This is a genomic window from Neorhizobium sp. P1_A6 (genome assembly GCF_056406795.1).
This window is the reverse complement of the sequence record NZ_JBFTZM010000014.1, coordinates 76,763-92,780: the sequence shown is the minus strand read 5'-3', so window position 1 is coordinate 92,780 and position 16,018 is coordinate 76,763. Positions and strand designations below refer to the sequence as shown.

At 61.6% G+C, this 16,018-nt stretch carries 15 protein-coding genes; 9 read left to right on the top strand and 6 right to left on the bottom strand.

Features of this window, described 5'->3' with window-relative positions; all coding sequences use genetic code 11:
• The first annotated feature begins 17 nt into the window (after window positions 1-17).
• Window positions 18-275, top strand: a complete 258-nt coding sequence (locus AC1D3C_RS24150; RefSeq protein ID WP_477484648.1) for an AbrB/MazE/SpoVT family DNA-binding domain-containing protein — start codon at window positions 18-20, stop codon at window positions 273-275.
• On the opposite strand, the gene parC is transcribed toward AC1D3C_RS24150, so the two are convergent.
• Window positions 276-2,558, bottom strand: coding sequence for a DNA topoisomerase IV subunit A (parC, locus tag AC1D3C_RS24145; protein WP_038541829.1), 2,283 nt, complete (start codon window positions 2,556-2,558; stop codon window positions 276-278).
• Window positions 2,559-2,816: 258 nt separating this feature from the next.
• On the opposite strand from parC, the gene AC1D3C_RS24140 reads away from it, so the two are divergent.
• Entirely contained in the window at window positions 2,817-4,007 is a 1,191-nt protein-coding gene (locus AC1D3C_RS24140; RefSeq protein WP_477484647.1) for a hypothetical protein, read from the top strand.
• 76 nt (window positions 4,008-4,083) lie between these two features.
• Here AC1D3C_RS24140 and AC1D3C_RS24135 read toward each other — a convergent pair whose 3' ends face one another.
• Window positions 4,084-4,404: a DUF1236 domain-containing protein gene (locus AC1D3C_RS24135; protein ID WP_477484646.1), complete on the bottom strand. Its 321-nt coding sequence runs from the start codon at window positions 4,402-4,404 to the stop codon at window positions 4,084-4,086.
• 337 nt (window positions 4,405-4,741) lie between these two features.
• Here AC1D3C_RS24135 and AC1D3C_RS24130 point away from each other — a divergent pair, with 337 nt between their 5' ends.
• Window positions 4,742-5,896, top strand: coding sequence for a serine hydrolase domain-containing protein (locus tag AC1D3C_RS24130; protein ID WP_477484645.1), 1,155 nt, complete (start codon window positions 4,742-4,744; stop codon window positions 5,894-5,896).
• A 69-nt stretch (window positions 5,897-5,965) separates the two neighbouring features.
• Here the strand turns inward: AC1D3C_RS24130 and aspS are convergent, their stop codons facing one another.
• The 3 genes from aspS to AC1D3C_RS24115 form a co-directional block, all read right to left on the bottom strand.
• Complete coding sequence (aspS, locus tag AC1D3C_RS24125; protein ID WP_477484644.1) at window positions 5,966-7,756, bottom strand: aspartate--tRNA ligase; 1,791 nt, start codon at window positions 7,754-7,756, stop codon at window positions 5,966-5,968.
• Window positions 7,757-7,925: 169 nt separating this feature from the next.
• A complete protein-coding gene (locus AC1D3C_RS24120) occupies window positions 7,926-8,456 on the bottom strand; it encodes an isoprenylcysteine carboxyl methyltransferase family protein (RefSeq protein ID WP_477484643.1) in 531 nt (176 codons plus the stop codon).
• A 63-nt stretch (window positions 8,457-8,519) separates the two neighbouring features.
• Complete coding sequence (locus tag AC1D3C_RS24115) at window positions 8,520-8,921, bottom strand: VOC family protein (RefSeq protein ID WP_038541817.1); 402 nt, start codon at window positions 8,919-8,921, stop codon at window positions 8,520-8,522.
• A 223-nt stretch (window positions 8,922-9,144) separates the two neighbouring features.
• On the opposite strand from AC1D3C_RS24115, the gene AC1D3C_RS24110 reads away from it, so the two are divergent.
• The 3 genes from AC1D3C_RS24110 to AC1D3C_RS24100 all read left to right on the top strand — a co-directional run bounded on the left by AC1D3C_RS24110 (window position 9,145) and on the right by AC1D3C_RS24100 (window position 11,980).
• Window positions 9,145-10,383 (top strand): MFS transporter, encoded by a 1,239-nt coding sequence (locus AC1D3C_RS24110; protein ID WP_477484642.1) that lies wholly within the window; start codon window positions 9,145-9,147, stop codon window positions 10,381-10,383.
• Between the two features lie 77 nt (window positions 10,384-10,460).
• Window positions 10,461-11,606: a ribonuclease D gene (gene rnd / locus AC1D3C_RS24105; RefSeq protein WP_477484641.1), complete on the top strand. Its 1,146-nt coding sequence runs from the start codon at window positions 10,461-10,463 to the stop codon at window positions 11,604-11,606.
• 56 nt (window positions 11,607-11,662) lie between these two features.
• On the top strand, window positions 11,663-11,980 hold the full coding sequence (locus AC1D3C_RS24100; RefSeq protein ID WP_477484640.1) for a hypothetical protein: 318 nt from the start codon (window positions 11,663-11,665) through the stop codon (window positions 11,978-11,980).
• Here the strand turns inward: AC1D3C_RS24100 and AC1D3C_RS24095 are convergent.
• Window positions 11,952-12,359: a DUF2000 family protein gene (locus AC1D3C_RS24095; protein ID WP_477484639.1), complete on the bottom strand. Its 408-nt coding sequence runs from the start codon at window positions 12,357-12,359 to the stop codon at window positions 11,952-11,954. The genes AC1D3C_RS24100 and AC1D3C_RS24095 overlap by 29 nt on opposite strands.
• Here AC1D3C_RS24095 and AC1D3C_RS24090 point away from each other — a divergent pair.
• From AC1D3C_RS24090 to AC1D3C_RS24080, 3 genes are all read left to right on the top strand, one after another.
• Window positions 12,358-13,314: an AraC family transcriptional regulator gene (locus tag AC1D3C_RS24090; protein WP_477484638.1), complete on the top strand. Its 957-nt coding sequence runs from the start codon at window positions 12,358-12,360 to the stop codon at window positions 13,312-13,314. The two genes, AC1D3C_RS24095 and AC1D3C_RS24090, sit on opposite strands and share 2 nt — an antisense overlap.
• A gap of 127 nt (window positions 13,315-13,441) precedes the next feature.
• Window positions 13,442-14,800, top strand: coding sequence for an esterase-like activity of phytase family protein (locus AC1D3C_RS24085; RefSeq protein ID WP_477484637.1), 1,359 nt, complete (start codon window positions 13,442-13,444; stop codon window positions 14,798-14,800).
• A gap of 264 nt (window positions 14,801-15,064) precedes the next feature.
• Window positions 15,065-16,018 carry an NmrA/HSCARG family protein gene (locus AC1D3C_RS24080; RefSeq protein WP_477484636.1) on the top strand — a complete coding sequence of 318 codons (954 nt, stop codon included), beginning with the start codon at window positions 15,065-15,067 and terminating at the stop codon, window positions 16,016-16,018.

The following is a 16,018-nucleotide window of genomic DNA, read 5'->3' as shown; positions in this document are numbered from 1 at the left end:
ACTATAGGTGGCTGACGATGAACGCGAAAAGCACTGTTCAGAAGATCACTATTCAGAAGATCGGCGAAGACCACGGCATCGCCTTGCCCCAGGATATCCTTGACCGTCTTGGCTGGAAGGAAGGCCAAGTATTGGAGCTTCATATCGACGATACTGGGATCGAGCTTTTCGATCCCAAGACGATATCGGATAAGGATTTCCAGCGTCAGCTCCTCGCCGCCAAAATGGCGATGAGGAAATATCACGTAGCCCTCAGCGCACTCGCCAAAAGCTGATCACCCTGCGAACTTCCCGCTCCGCGGAAAGCCCTTCGGAACGGCGCGGCCGGCGGTGGCGCGGTCGGCGATCCATTCCAGCAGTTCGTCCTTGTTGCGGGTGAACGAGCGGCCGGCGCTGTCTTCCCAGGAAAGGCCGTCGGCCATGGTGAAGCAGCGGATGTCGGAAATGCCGCCGTCCTTGTAGCGCTGCAGGCGGACGCCCTTGCCGCGGGTCATTTCCGGCAGCTGGGTCAGCGGGAAGACCAGCAGCTTGCGGTTCTCGCCGACAACGGCCACGTGATCGCCCGAAACATGCACGACCAGTTTGGTCTCGTCGGGCATGGCTACGTTCATGATCTGCTTGCCCTTGCGGGTATTGGCGATCATCTCGCTCTCGGCGACGATAAAACCGTTGCCGGCGGTGGAAGCGACGATCAGCTTGCGCTGCGGATCATGGACGAAGGCGGTCAGGATGTCCTGGTCGTTCTCCATGTCGACGATGATGCGGATCGGCTCGCCGTGGCCGCGACCGCCCGGCAGCTTGTCGGCACCGAGCGTATAGACCTTGCCGCCGGTGGTGACGAGCAACAGCTTGTCGGTCGTCTGGGCGGTAAACGCGATCTTCGGCCCGTCGCCTTCCTTGAAGGTCAGCGTCGAGGTATCCGAGATATGTCCCTTCAGCGCGCGGATCCAGCCTTTCTGCGAGACCACGACGGTGATCGGTTCCTTCTCGATCATCGCCTGGTTGATCGCGTCGATATCGGCATCCGGTGCGTCGGCGAAGGTCGTCAGGCGCGCATAGGGCTTGCCCCGGCCCTTGGCGAAATTCTTGCGGACGTCCTGGATCTCGTGCTCGATGACCCGCCACTGCTTGTCCTCGGAAGCCAGCAGCGATTCGATATCCGCCTTCTCCTTGGTGAGGTTCTCGTGCTCGGTGCGGATCTCGAATTCTTCGAGCTTGCGCAAGGCGCGCAGCCGCATGTTGAGGATCGCCTCGACCTGGATGTCGGAAAGCGACCAGCGCTCCATCATGACGGGCTTCGGCTCGTCCTCCTCGCGGATGATGCGGATCACCTCATCGATATTGAGGTAGGCGATCAGCAGGCCGCCGAGGATTTCCAGGCGCCGGTCGATCGCCGCCAGCCGGAAGCGCGAGCGGCGCACCAGCACGTCGCGGCGATGCGCCAGCCACTCCAGCAGCACTTCGTTGAGCGCCATCACCTTGGGCACCCGGCCCATGGAGAGCACGTTCATGTTGAGCGGCAGGCGGGTTTCCAGCTCGGACAGCTTGAACAGCGATTCCATCAGCAGGGTCGCATCCACCGTGCGGCTCTTCGGCACCAGCACGACGCGCACGTCTTCGGCCGATTCGTCGCGCACGTCTTCCAGCAGCGGCAGCTTGCGGGCGAGCAGCAGTTCGGCGATCTTTTCGATCAGGCGCGACTTCTGCACCTGGAACGGAATTTCGGTGACGACGATCTGATAACCGCCACGGCCGAGATCCTCGATCACCCAGCGGGCGCGGACGCGGAAACCGCCGCGACCGGTCTTGTAGGCCTCGACGATCGACTCTCGGCTGTCGATGATGATGCCGCCGGTCGGCAGGTCCGGGCCTTCGATGCCGCCCTTGGCAGGCTCGGCCGGATCCGCCATCAGGTCTTCGATGGTCGCCGACGGGTTCTTGATCAGGTGCAGCGCGGCGTCGCAAAGCTCATGGACATTGTGCGGCGGGATCGACGTTGCCATGCCGACCGCGATGCCGGACGTGCCGTTGGCCAGCAGGTTCGGGAAGGCGCCGGGCAATACGACCGGTTCGGAATTCGATTCGTCGTAGGTGTCGCGGAAATCCACCGCGTCCTGGTCGATGCCTTCGAGCAGCAGTTCGGAGACCGCCGTCATCTTGCTCTCGGTATAACGCATCGCGGCGGGGCTATCGCCGTCGATATTGCCGAAATTGCCCTGGCCGTTGACGAGCGGATAACGCTGCGAGAAATCCTGCGCAAGGCGCGCCAATGCGTCATAAATCGACTGGTCGCCGTGCGGATGGAAATTACCCATCACCTCGCCGACGATCTTGGCGCATTTGCGGAAGGCGGCGTTGGGGCGCAGGCCCATCTCGCTCATCGCATAGACGATGCGGCGGTGGACGGGTTTCAGGCCGTCGCGCACGTCCGGCAGCGCGCGGTGCATGATGGTCGAAAGCGCATAGGCGAGGTAACGCTCTTCGAGCGCTGCTTTCAGATCGACAGGCAGGATGTTGTCGCCGCCGTCGCCGCCGGGTGGTGTCAGATTTTTTCCCATGGGCCTTGACTAGCGGAAAGCCCGATTCTCGGCAAGAAAGTACCGGCGACAGCCTGTGGATGAAGGCTTTTCCCGGACTAAAATCAGTGTTTGATTTACCCTGAATCGTCAGCCGCAATTTTGACGAAAGGAATGTGGAACAAAGCCATAAACCTTTTACCCGGCTTGCCTATAAGGTGCCGCGAACAAGCAGACCGAACTATCGACAAAACCCTAACGGAACGCGGGCCGGACCATCGCCCGCCAGGAGGAACTCCGATGCAATACTCCACCAAGGCCCGGCTTCTGCTCGCCGGCGCAGCGCTTTCGATTTTCGCCGGCCCGGCATTCGCGCTCGACGGCAACGATCTCGTCGCCAAGATCAACGGCGCGCTCTCGATCCAGGGCGGCGCCGGTTTCTCGGCTGAAAAGGCCACCGTCAGCGGGTCGAACGTGACGCTCGCCAACGCCAAGCTGCTGGTCCAGGCCGGCAAGCAAAACCTGCCGCTCGGCACGGTCAAGTTCGAGGGCGTCGAAGAGAATAATGGCGGCTACACCGTCGAGAAGGTCACTTTCGACAACGTCAACACCAGCCAGGACAAGACGGTCTTCACCGCCTCGGACATCGCGATCAGCGGCCTTACCGTCCCCGGCAATCCAAGCGGCGACGGCCTTGATGCGATCATGCTCTATGACGAAGCGCATATCGGCAAGATGACCGCCGCCGTCGACGGCAAGCAGGCCTTTTCGGTCGATGGGATGAACCTCACCACCGAGGTCGCCGACGACAGCTCCTCCGTCGGCTTCGACCTTCAGATCAACGGGGTCAAGAGCGACCTTAGCCTCGTCGACGACGCCCAGGCGAAGGACACGCTGCAGCAGCTCGGCGTCACTTCGATCGACGGCAAGGTGAACATGACGGGAAGCTGGACACTGGCGGACGGAAATCTAGAGATCGACGAATACGCGATCGATTTCGCCAAGGTCGGCAAGCTCAACCTCGCCTTCAGCGTATCCGGCTACACGCTCGACTTCATCAAGTCCGCGAACGAAACGGCCAAGGCGATGGAAGCCAATCCGAACAAGGAAGAAGCGCAGCAGGCCGCGGGCCTTGCGATGCTCGGCCTGATGCAGCGTCTCACCTTCAACAGCGCCGAAATCCGCTTCGAGGATGCCGGCATTACCAAGAAGGCGCTCGACTACGCCGGCAAGAGCCAGGGCACCACAGGCGAAGCCATGGCGCAGATGCTGAAGGGCATGACGCCGATGATGCTGGCGCAGTACAACGTGCCGGAACTGCAGAACATGGTGAGCGCTGCGGTCAACGCCTATCTCGACAAGCCCGGCAGCTTCACGATCACCGCGGAACCGGCCGATGCCGTCCCCTTCCCGATGATCATGGGTGCCGCAATGGGCGCGCCGAACACGCTTCCGAACGTTCTCGGCGTCAAGGTCACCGCCAACGACTGAGGACCATGCGTCCGCCAACAAAAAAACCGGCGATCGCTCGCCGGGTTTTTTGTTGCTCGAAAAGAGCCGGATGAAATTATTCCAGAACCTGGATGACGGTCCTGGTCTGTGGATTGACGACGACGCGGCGGTCATTGACGACCGTATAGGCGTAGTTGTCGTAGCCATCGACCGGATGCACCTCGACGGTATCCGGAAGGGCGGTCCCGACGGTGATGTCGCCCTGATAGGAAACCGACGGAACGCTCTGCTCCATGACATAGGTGCGAACTTCGCCCGGCAGAACGACCGCCGAATTGGTGGTGACCGGATCCTGGGTGATGATCGTCGTCTGGGCGTAAGCTGCACCGGAGAGTGCGATCAGGACCGCCGACGCGGCCAATAGGGTCTTGTGCATGTCGTAACTCCTATGCTTCTGCCTGCCCTAACAACAAAAGCGCACGGATATGGTTCCCCTATTCGCCCGACGCTCGGGAAAGCCAGGGGGCGGCGTCTTGACGCCACGGGCAGGCGCAAGCGACAAGATTGCGGTGATGAGACAGGGACAGCCCGACTTGCTGCCTAGGTCCATTTGATCGGCTCCCGGCTGGCGGCTGATCGAGAATATGAAACTGAACAGTTCCGTCGTCCGCGATCGCCTGCAGCATGTCGCCCAATGTTTTTTGTGGCCGACCGGATCGCCCCCTCGCCGAGGCGACCCTAGATAAAAGCGTCTTTAGCGAAGGTTTTGTCCCATGAATTTGCCAATCCATCCATCAGCCCAGATACCCTTCCCCACGATCGAGGCCGCGATCGACAGCGCGCTCGCCTCCAGGCGTCTCGTCGGTGCTGTGGTGATGATCGCCAGGGACGGCGAGATCGTCTACCGCCGCGCTGCCGGATTGGCGGACCGGGAAGCGGGCCTCATGACCCAAGAGAACACGATCTTCCGGCTTGCCTCGATAACCAAGCCGATCGTCACCATCGCCGCCATGCGGCTGATCGAACAGGGCCGCATCGGCCTCGACGATCCGGTGACGAAATGGCTGCCGGACTTCCGGCCGCGCCTTGAGGACGGCTCAGAACCGGTGATCCTCATCCGGCATCTTCTCACCCACACGTCCGGCCTCAGCTATTGTTTCCACCTGGAAGAAGGACCTTACGTCCGCGCCGGCGTCTCCGACGGTGTCGACCGGCCGGGCCTTTCGCTCGACGAGAACCTGCGCCGCATCGCCTCTGTGCCGCTGCTCTTCGCCCCCGGCACTGGCTGGCAATATTCGGTGTCGATGGACGTGCTCGGTGGCGTCATCGAAAAAGAGACCGGCAAACGCCTCGGCGAGGCGGTCACTGAACTGGTGATGCGGCCGCTCGGCCTTTCCGATACCGGCTTCACCGTTGTCGACCGCAGCCGGCTCGCGGCGCCTTACGTGGACGGTTCGCCCGAACCGAAACGCATGGGCGAGACGGAAAAGGTCCGTGCGCTCGACGGATCGGTGACGTTCGCGCAGGATCGGATCTTCGATCCCGCCTCCTTCCATTCCGGCGGCGGCGGCATGGCCGGCACCGCCTCCGACGTGCTGACCGTGCTCGAAACCATCGCCAAGGGCGGCGCACCGCTACTGTCGGAAAAGACGATTCGGCAGATGACGACCAACCAGATCGGCGATCTGCTGGAGCCGACGCGGCCCGGTTTCGGGTTCGGCTTCGGCTGGGCGATCATACTCGATCCAGCAAAGGCCGGATTGCCGGTTTCCCCCGGCTCGCTGCAATGGGGCGGCGTCTACGGCCACCATTGGTTCATGGACCTTGCGAAGAAGATCACGCTGGTGGGGCTGACCAATACCACGCTCGAAGGCATGTGGGGCCAGTTCACGCTGGACCTGAAAAAGGCCGTCGCTGCCGACCTTTAGGCCGGTCATCCTCCGAGATTGAATCAAAAAGCCCGGCGCTTGGCCGGGCTTTTCTGTTGTTCAGAGAACTCAGTCCTTCTTCGGCGTCGGCACGACGCGGATGGCGAGTTCGCGCAGCTGTTGCGGGGTGGCCGGCGACGGGGCGCCCATAAGCAAGTCCTGTGCCTGCTGGTTCATCGGGAACAGCGTCACTTCGCGCAGGTTCTTGGCGCCGACAAGCAGCATGACGATTCGGTCGATGCCGAAGGCAGCGCCGCCATGCGGAGGCGCGCCGTACTGGAAGGCGCGGTACATACCGCCGAAGCGATCCTCGACATCCGCCTGGCTGAGGCCGACCTTTTCGAAGGCCTTGACCATCAGTTCGGGCGACTGGTTGCGGATCGAACCCGAAGCGATTTCGAAGCCGTTGCATACCGCGTCATACTGGAATGCCTTGATCGTCAGCGGATCCTGGTTTTCCAGCGCCTCTATGCCGCCCTGAGGCATGGAGAACGGGTTATGGGCGAAATCGAGCTTCTTGTCTTCCTCGCTCCATTCGTAGAACGGGAAGTCGACGATCCAGCACATGTCAAAACGGTCGCGGTCGACCAGGTTCAGTTCCTCGCCGGCGCGGGTGCGGGCTTCGCCTGCAAACTTGTAGAACTTGGCCGGATCGCCGGCGACGAAGAAGCAGGCGTCGCCGTCATCGAGGCCGAGTTGGGTGCGGATGGCTTCGGTGCGCTCCTCGCCGATGTTCTTGGCAAGCGGGCCGGCGCCTTCGAGCTTGTCGCCTTCCTTGCGCCAGAAGATGTAGCCGAGGCCCGGCTGGCCGGTCGACTGCGCCCAGGCGTTCATGCGGTCGCAGAAGGCTCTGGAACCGCCAGTCTTGGCCGGGATCGCCCAGACTTCGACCTTCGGGTTCGAAGCGATCATGCCGGCGAACACCTTGAAGCCGGAGCCGGCGAAATGTTCGGTGACGGCCTGCATCTCGATCGGGTTGCGCAGGTCCGGCTTATCGGAGCCGTACTTGCGGATCGCCACGTCGTAGGGAATGCGCGGCCAGTCCTTGGTGACCGGCTTGCCTTCCGCGAACTGTTCGAACACGCCGGTCATCACCGGACCCATCGTGTCCCAGACGTCTTCCTGGGTGACGAAGCTCATTTCGAGGTCGAGCTGGTAGAATTCGCCCGGCAAGCGGTCGGCGCGCGGGTCTTCGTCGCGGAAGCAGGGGGCGATCTGGAAATAACGGTCGAAACCGGCGACCATCAACAGCTGCTTGTATTGCTGCGGCGCCTGCGGCAGGGCGAAGAACTTGCCCTCATGGATGCGGCTCGGCACCAGGAAGTCGCGTGCGCCTTCCGGCGAAGATGCGGTCAGGATCGGCGTCGAATATTCGGCAAAACCGATCTCGCCCATGCGGCGGCGCATGTCGGAGATGATCTGTGTGCGCTTGACGATGTTCCGGTGCAGGGTTTCGCGGCGCAGGTCGAGGAAGCGGTACTTGAGGCGCACGTCTTCCGGATAGTCCGGCTCACCGAACACCGGCAGCGGCAGTTCCTTGGCGGCGGAGAGCACTTCGATCTCCTGGGCGTAGAGTTCGATCTCGCCGGTCGCCATGCCCTTGTTGACGGTGTCTTCCGAGCGCGCCTTGACGAGGCCGTCGATGCGGATCACCCACTCGCCGCGGACGATCTCGGCGGTCTTGAAGGCGGGGCTGTCCGGATCGGCGACGACCTGCGTCATGCCGTAATGGTCGCGAAGGTCGATGAACAGCACGCCGCCGTGATCTCGCACGCGATGCACCCAGCCGGACAGGCGGACGGTCGATCCGACGTCGGACTTCTTGAGGGCGGCACAGGTATGGCTGCGGTAACGGTGCATTTCAGTATCCTGGACTGGTAGGTTTTGCGGTCTTTTGGCGTGCATGGCACGGCCTGCCGGCTTTATGGAAAATCGGCGGGAAAAGCGCATGATGGACATGCTTTGTCAAGGTAGAACCGACCTTGGCCGCAAAACGCCGTGAAGGATCGGGGGGATTCCGGGCGGCAGGTCAGGACGCCGAGGCGGTTCCGAACAGGCCGCGCATCGCCCTCTCCTCCTGGACGATGCGGACGATCAGGATCACCAGATAGACCGGTAGCCCGGTCATAAGCGTGAGCCAGGCATGGAAGATCAGCGCGTAACCGACGAGTTCCGGCAGGATGTTCAGAAAATAGTTCGGATGCCGAAGGTTACGGAAAAGCCAGTGCCGGCTGACCGGATGGTTCCTGGCGATCATGATCTTCACCGTCCAGACAGGGCCGAGCAGCCGGACGATCCAGACAAGCATCGCCAAGGCGGCAACAAAGATCGCGAGGCCGATCGCGGACAGGCCGTCGAATTCGGCGTGCCTTACCCAGCCTTCGCCGAATGCCGCGAGATAGAACAGGCCGTGGGCAAGTGCCAGCAGCCGGGTGTTCAACGCACCATGCTCGACGGCGCCCTCATCGCGCAAAATCCGCTCGTGGCGTTTCGAGACGACGACGCTCGCGATTCGAGCCGCCGCTGCCGCGAGAAAGATGACGATGAGGATGGGACTCATGTTCTGGCGCCTCCGTTTCCCTCCGATTAGGGCAACAGCGGCGGCAAGGCCAGAGCCGGTGAGCTAGTCGGCAGGCTTCAATACCTGCGCGACCTCCCAGACATGCCCCGAAGGATCGGCAAAGGCCGCGGTCCGGCGCCCCCAGGGCCGATCTGTCGGCCCATTCAGCAGGGAGACGCCAAGGTCCCCCAGCCTTGCGCAGACCTCGTCGGCATCGTCTACCCGTATGGTGAGGAGGAAGCTCGCGCCGGTACGGAGCGATGCAACCGGCATCGGCTCGACCAGCTCAGGCGCTTGCGTCACCTGCAGCAGATTGATCATCAGGTTCGAAAATTCAAGAACGGAGGAAACCGCGTCCTCATAGACGATCCTCGGCGAAAAGACCTTTCGATAGAAGGTCCTCGCCTCATCGATATCGTCGACGAAAAGGGTAATGACTTCGAGCGTATCGGGCAGCATGGGCATCCTTTCAGGTCAGACGAACAACGGTGGCACGAAATTGACGTTTGAGGCTGCACCGTTCCGACAGTCGCCGACGAGAAAATTGCAGAAGGCACCGCATTTTGCGGCCTGCCCTCTATAAAATTCGTAGGTGTCGCTTATCGCTGTGCCCCACCGGCCGTTCGGGATATAGAACGGGTAGAACCGCCCAAAACCGTTCCCGATTCCCGCGCAAAGCCCTCCCCCGATGAGCCATATCCGTCCGTTGATCCCCCTCCTCGTCACCGCAGGCATTTTGATCGGCGGCAACGGGTTGCAGGGCACCTATATCGCGCTGCGCGGCTCGGCTGAGGGCTTTTCGCCCTCGACGATCGGCATGATCGGCGCGGGCTACAGCATCGGGTTTGCCTTCGGCTGCATGTACGTGACGCGGCTCTTGCGCCAGATCGGCCATATCCGCACCTTCTCGGCGATGGCCGCGGTGACGGCGTCCGCGTCGATCGGCATGTCGATGATCGTCGACCCGACCTTCTGGTTCGCGATGCGCTTCGTGACCGGCATCGCGGTCGCCAGCCTGTTTGCGACGGTCGAGAGCTGGATCAACGCCAAGGTCACCAACGCCAACCGGGCCCGCACGCTCTCCATCTACCGTTTCGTCGATCTCGGCTCGGTGACGGTGGCGCAATACATCATCCCGACCGTCGGCATCGAAGGCCCCTTCATCTTCAACATCATCACAATCGCGCTGATCCTGTCGCTGGTGCCAATCTCGATCGCCGACAAATCCAGCCCTGCGCCGCCGCAGGCAATCGCCTTCGACCTCAAGGCCGTCTGGCGGATTTCGCCGCTCGCGGTGGTGGGCGTCACCTCGGTCGGCCTGTCGATGGCGGCCTTCCGCAATATCGGGCCGATCTATGCGGCGGAGATCGGCATGAGCATCACCTCGATCGCCACCTTCATGAGCGCCGGCATCATCGGTGGCGTCGTGCTGCAATATCCGCTCGGCATCTATTCCGACCGGCTCGACCGGCGCCGCGTCATCCTGTGGACCACGATCGGCTCGATCATAACCGGCGCCTACCTCTCCTTTGGGGCGGGCACCAGCGAGACCGCCAATATCGTCAGTGTCTTCCTGTTCGGCGCCTTTTCGATGCCGCTCTATTCGCTGTGCTCGGCGCATGGCAACGACTACGCCAAACCGGGAGAGCATGCGCTGGTTTCGGCCGGCCTGCTGTTTTATTGGTCGGTCGGTGCGACGATCGGGCCGCTGCTCGCCTCGATCCTGCTGCAATATTACGGACCCCGCGCCTTTTTCGCCTACACCTCGTTCATTTTCCTGGGCTTCATGATCTTCACGCTGAGGCGGATGCGGGCGCGCGCCTCAGTGCCGCCATCGGAGCGTTCCTGGCGTTTCCGCTCGCTGCTTCGGACGTCTGCCTATTTCAACAGGCTTGCCGGCCCGCCCGAGAAAGACGAGCGCCAGTAAAGGTTAAGCACCGTTCCGTATTGACATATGCGGCCGGAAGGAGAAGGAAGGTTGATCACCCTCACGTGAATGAAACGATGATCCAAACGACCGCCGCACTCGAAGAAGCCTGCATCCAGCTGGCCCAATCGGACTTCATCACCATCGACACCGAGTTCCTCAGGGAAACGACCTTCTGGCCCGAGCTGTGCCTCATCCAGATGGCGAGCCCGACTGTCGAAGTCCTTGTCGATCCGCTCGCCAAGGGCTTGAACCTGAAACCCTTCTTCGAGCTGATGGCCAATCCCGCCGTCACCAAGGTGTTTCACGCCGCCCGCCAGGATATCGAAATCGTCTACCATCTCGGCAATCTGGTGCCGCATCCGATCTTCGATACCCAGGTCGCCGCCATGGTCTGCGGCTTCGGGGATTCGGTCTCCTACGACCAGCTCGTCAGCCGCATCAAGGACGTCCATATCGACAAGTCGTCGCGCTTCACCGACTGGAGCCGCCGGCCGCTTTCCGAAAAGCAGCTCGAATACGCGCTGGCCGACGTTACCCATCTGCGCGACGTCTATCTCTTCCTCAAGACCCAGCTCGAACGGGAAGGCCGGGCGCTGTGGCTGACCGAGGAAATGGCCGTGCTGGAATCGCCCGGCACCTATGACCTGCATCCGGACGACGCCTGGGCGCGCCTCAAGTCGCGCCTGCGCAAGCCGACCGAACTCGCCGTTCTGAAATTTGTCGCTGCCTGGCGCGAGCGCGAAGCGCGCAGCCGCAACGTGCCGCGTTCTCGCGTGCTGAAGGACGATGCGATCTACGAGATCGCCCAGCAGCAGCCGAAGGACGTGGAAGCCATGTCGCGGCTCCGCACCATTCCCAAAGGCTGGGAGCGCTCCGCCTCCGGCGCCGCCATCATCGAAGCGGTCAACGCCGCGCTCGCCCTGCCGAAGACCGAGATGCCGCATGCGCCGAAACATGTGCATGTCCCGGAAGGCACCGCCGCCGCCGTCGAGCTGCTCAAGGTTCTTCTGAAGCTGATCTCCGACAAGCAGGGCGTCGCCGCCAAGATCATCGCCAATACCGACGATCTCGAAAGGATCGCCGCCGAGGGTGAGGCCGCCAATGTCGGCGCCCTTTCCGGCTGGCGCCGCGATCTCTTCGGTGAAACAGCGCTCAAACTGATCAACGGCGGCGTGGCACTGCGCTTCGTCAACAAAAAGGTCGAGGCGGTGGAGCTTTAAGGGTATGCGACGATCGCTTGCCCCAATCTTCGCGACGCTGGGGGCCTGAGCGACTGATGCGCTATCCGACATCGAATGTCCTCATCGCAGTCGTCGTCCTGCTCTCGCTATTGCTCGTCCTCCTCATGGAAGCGCCGGGCCTTGGAGCCTTTTCGCCGCTCTGGGTCCGCCCGATCATCCGGGTGATCTGCACCGCTAACCTGCTCGTCGCCTTGCCGGGCCTGATGACGCCGAAGCACGTCGGCTGGCTGAACTACCTGCTCCTCAGCATCACCGCCTATGTGGTGGCGTCGACCACGCCGATCGCGGCGCTATGGGTTATTCCGAGGACCATGTTCTTCGCCGTCAGGTATGCATTTTCGAGCCTTTGGTGATCTTGTCGACGATCTTTTTCCCGGCCCGGAGTGCAATGCCCACCAGCTTCGCATCCTCCGGCGCAAACTGCGCGAACACCTCGCGGTTGGCCGCGTCATGGCCGGTCGAGAACATTTCCTCGATATAGGCCGATGTCGTCACCTCCCGTTCCAGCGATCGCCGGTGAATGGTGCGCAGCGTCTCCTGGTTGGCGGTCAGCACAACGATCGGCTGGATGCTCATCGGATTATAGACATGACCTGCCGCATCCCGATATGCTTCACCGATGATCGCGGGATTTTGCGCGATGATGCCGCTCGTCAGAAACGCGGTCACGTTGAGCTCCTGCCAGGGGGCGAGGTCATCGCGAAGCACGATCGCGATCTTGGTATCGAACATGAAAAACAACTCCGTCGAAGGTTATGCCAAAGGCCATGCAAGGACCGACGAGATAGCGGCAGCGGATGCGGCCGGTCTTGAACGTTCGTGCAACTCGGGAGCCACAGCCGACGGCAGCGCAAGATGCGCGCCCGACGGCAGCGCAAGCGGCGCTCCTGACGGCATCGTCCAGGCGCCCTCCTCGCGCGGCATCGAGCGGATCGAGGCCCGCTTCCATGGGCTCGGTTTCGAGCCGCATCGCCACGACACCTATGCGATCGGGCTGACGCTTTCCGGCGTGCAGACCTTCCAGTATCGCGGCGCCGCCCGCGCCAGCCTGCCCGGCAACGTCATCGTGCTGCATCCGGACGAGGTGCATGACGGGGCGGCCGGCACCGATGCCGGGCTGCGCTACCGCATGCTCTACCTGCCGCCGGAACGGCTGATCGAGGCGGCAGGCGGTTCGCGCGGCCTGCCCTTCGTGCCGGATCCCATCATAGCGGATGCGGAATTCCAGCAGTGTCTTACCGAAGCCCTGGACGATCTCGAAGCCGAGCCGCAGGACCTGCTGCTCGACGACCTGATCGGCCGCATAGCCACAAGTCTCTGGCACCATGCCGACGGCAAGGGCAGCGTTGCCGGCACGCCGCGGGCACAACAGGCGGTTCTGCGCTGCCGCGATTACCTGCAGGCGAACGCCGACCGGACGGTTTCTTCGGAGGAACTGGAGGAAGTCAGCGGTTTCGATCGCTACACGACCGCAAGGCAGTTCCGAAAGCTTCTCGGCACCAGTCCGCACCGCTATCTCGTCATGCGCCGGCTCGACCGAGCGAAGGTCCTGCTGTCACAAGGCGGCAGCCTGGCGGATATCGCGGCCGATACGGGCTTTGCCGACCAGGCGCATTTCACCCGTCATTTCAAGAAGACGTTCGGCATGACGCCGGGCCGCTGGATGGCGCTTCGCAGGAGCGCCTGAGGCCGCCGGCCTTTGTGAAATTTCAGTCATCAAAGCTTCATCGAAGCGTCAATCTTCCATCACCTCACCGTCATGCACTCACCTTAACCGGTTGGCGTCTTTGACACGCCAACCAACAGGTGATCCCATGACCAAAATTCTGTTCGCCACCGTAGCGCTTGCCGCGCTGATCGGCGGCTCCGCTTCTGCTGACGACAAGGTTTTTCCGGCCAAGCTCACCGGCCAGGCAATCCTCCCCGCCAACACGGTCGTTCCGGCTCCGGCCGATGCGCCGGCGTTCCTCAAGACCTCCGGCAAGTTCACCACCGCCGACCGTAAGCGCACCAACGCCCTCGGCAGCCTGCCGGGCAAGGACGGCGCCCGCATCACCGACGTCAAGCTGCCGCTCGACGGCCAGCCGATCCAGGGCTTTTCCGGCATCAAGACGATGGCTGACGGCACCTTCTGGACGCTGTCGGACAATGGTTTCGGCTCAAAGTTCAACTCGTCCGACTCGATGCTTTTCCTGCACCAGATGAAGTTCGACTGGGCCGCTAACAAGGCTGAAGTCGTCAAGAACGTCTTCCTCTCCGATCCGAACAAGATCGCTCCGTTTCCGATCGTCACCGAAGCCACCGAAACCCGTTACCTGACCGGCGCAGATTTCGACATCGAGTCCGTGCAGCCGGTCGCCGACGGCTTCTGGCTCGGCGACGAATTCGGCCCCTACCTGCTCAAGTTTGATACCCAGGGCCGCCTGACTGACGCCATCGCCACCACCGTCGACGGCAAGCCGGTGCTTTCGCCGGACAACCCGCTCATCCAGCTGCCGGGCAACCCCGCTGCCAAGATGCCGGTCTTCAACTTGAAGCGTTCCGGAGGCTTCGAAGGCCTCGCCATGGCGAAGGATGGCTCCAAGCTCTACGGCCTGCTCGAAGGCCCGCTCTACAAGGACGACGGCCAGGTCGAGCAGGCTGACGGCAAGACCGCCATCCGCGTCATCGAATTCGACGTCGCCTCCAAGAAGTGGACCGGCCGTTCGTGGCTGTATCCGTTCGCCGATAAGGGCGCCGCGATCGGCGATTTCAATATGATCGACGCCTCGACCGCCCTCGTCATCGAGCGCGACAACGGCGCCGGCACCAAGGACAAGGCCTGCGCCGATCCGAAACAGCCGAAGCCGGATTGCTTCGACGTTCCGGCCGAGTTGAAGCGCGTCTACAAGATCGAGTTCAACGACGCCAATGTCGGCAAGGCCGTCCGCAAGATCGGTTATATCGACCTGATGAACATCCAGGACCCGGACAACAAGAAGAAGGCCGGCAACGTCGCGGGCGTCTACGACATGCCGTTCGTGACGATCGAGAATGTCGACGTGACCGACGCCACCCACATCATCATCGGCAACGACAATAACCTGCCCTTCTCGGCAGGCCGCGCCGTCGACAAGGCCGACAACAACGAGTTCAGCGTGCTCGAAGTCGGCGAATTCCTGTCTGCCAAGTAAGCAGCAGGCGTCCCAACAGCGAAGAGCGTCCGGCGAAAGCCGGGCGCTCTTTTTGTTTGGGAGACGGGATAGAGCAATGGCTCACCGGCGACCATTCATCCATTAAATGGCATTATGTTATGCATTTCGCACATCTACAGCAATAAATCGTGTTGAGATAGGATCTCCGTCATTGAAGTGGCGGCATGGGCTGACAGCTCTTGCCGCAACGTGAGCTTGCCTGCGTAGTTCGCAGCCAGTGACTGGAAAGGTTTAAACTCAAAGATGTCCACAAACGAAAAGCCACTTATCGCGATTGTCGGGGCAACGAGCAAACAGGGGCGAAGCGTAGCCGCGGCACTCCTTCGTAGCGAACGGTTCCGTGTCCGCGCTTTAACCCGGAAAAAGGACTCAGCTGCGGCTTTAAGCCTGGAGAAACTTGGCGCCGAAATCGTGACAGTCCCTCTTGAACCTGGCTTTCAGAAGGATCTCATTGCTGCATTCAAGGGCGCGGATGGCGCATTTCTGATGACGCCACCCATCGCCCCACCGCAGACAACCGAGGCTCCTCTCGGCCGTGAACTGGCGGATGCCGCAGTTGAGGCAGGCGTGGGGCATATTGTTTTCAGCACCCTTGAGAATGTCGACAAGATCTCCGGCGGGACGAAGTATGCCCCGCACTTTACCGATAAGGCGTGCGTTGCAGACTACATTCGTGGCCTGCCGATCTCTCATTCCTTCATAATGCCGGCATTCTTTTACACGAACCTTCTCGAATATTATGTGCCGCGCTTGGAGGGGGATACTCTGCTCTTGCCGGTTTATCTTCCTGAGGATTTCCCGGCGCCTTTTGTCGATCCGCTCACGGCGACAGGACCGGTTGTCCTCGACATTTTTTCAGATTCCGGGCGTTACAATGGGAAAACTCTGCCGATCGTTGGCGATATCATTTCTCCGCGCGAGATGATCGAAACTTTTCAGCGCGTGACCGGCCTTAAAGCTGAGTATCGAAACGCGTTCACCAGGGATGGCCTTCTGCAATATTTTCCGGAGTTTGCCGCTAACGAACTTCTCGTGCGAGAGATTCTGGGGATGGTCGAGTACGCTGTCGAATACGGTTATTTCGGCAAAGAGCATGATCTCGAATGGAGCCGTCGTCTGAACCCCGACACGCTCAACTGGGAGCAGTATCTGCGGACGACGGGGTGGCGTGGCTATAGGCGATCTTTCGGCCTCTAG

Coding starts and splice junctions, on each gene's coding strand:
- AC1D3C_RS24150 (WP_477484648.1), top strand. CDS start 18: ATGAACGCGAAAAGCACTGTTCAGAAGATCACTATTCAGAAGATCGGC.
- parC (WP_038541829.1), bottom strand. CDS start 2,558: ATGGGAAAAAATCTGACACCACCCGGCGGCGACGGCGGCGACAACATC.
- AC1D3C_RS24140 (WP_477484647.1), top strand. CDS start 2,817: ATGCAATACTCCACCAAGGCCCGGCTTCTGCTCGCCGGCGCAGCGCTT.
- AC1D3C_RS24135 (WP_477484646.1), bottom strand. CDS start 4,404: ATGCACAAGACCCTATTGGCCGCGTCGGCGGTCCTGATCGCACTCTCC.
- AC1D3C_RS24130 (WP_477484645.1), top strand. CDS start 4,742: ATGAATTTGCCAATCCATCCATCAGCCCAGATACCCTTCCCCACGATC.
- aspS (WP_477484644.1), bottom strand. CDS start 7,756: ATGCACCGTTACCGCAGCCATACCTGTGCCGCCCTCAAGAAGTCCGAC.
- AC1D3C_RS24120 (WP_477484643.1), bottom strand. CDS start 8,456: ATGAGTCCCATCCTCATCGTCATCTTTCTCGCGGCAGCGGCGGCTCGA.
- AC1D3C_RS24115 (WP_038541817.1), bottom strand. CDS start 8,921: ATGCCCATGCTGCCCGATACGCTCGAAGTCATTACCCTTTTCGTCGAC.
- AC1D3C_RS24110 (WP_477484642.1), top strand. CDS start 9,145: ATGAGCCATATCCGTCCGTTGATCCCCCTCCTCGTCACCGCAGGCATT.
- rnd (WP_477484641.1), top strand. CDS start 10,461: ATGATCCAAACGACCGCCGCACTCGAAGAAGCCTGCATCCAGCTGGCC.
- AC1D3C_RS24100 (WP_477484640.1), top strand. CDS start 11,663: ATGCGCTATCCGACATCGAATGTCCTCATCGCAGTCGTCGTCCTGCTC.
- AC1D3C_RS24090 (WP_477484638.1), top strand. CDS start 12,358: ATGAAAAACAACTCCGTCGAAGGTTATGCCAAAGGCCATGCAAGGACC.
- AC1D3C_RS24095 (WP_477484639.1), bottom strand. CDS start 12,359: ATGTTCGATACCAAGATCGCGATCGTGCTTCGCGATGACCTCGCCCCC.
- AC1D3C_RS24085 (WP_477484637.1), top strand. CDS start 13,442: ATGACCAAAATTCTGTTCGCCACCGTAGCGCTTGCCGCGCTGATCGGC.
- AC1D3C_RS24080 (WP_477484636.1), top strand. CDS start 15,065: ATGTCCACAAACGAAAAGCCACTTATCGCGATTGTCGGGGCAACGAGC.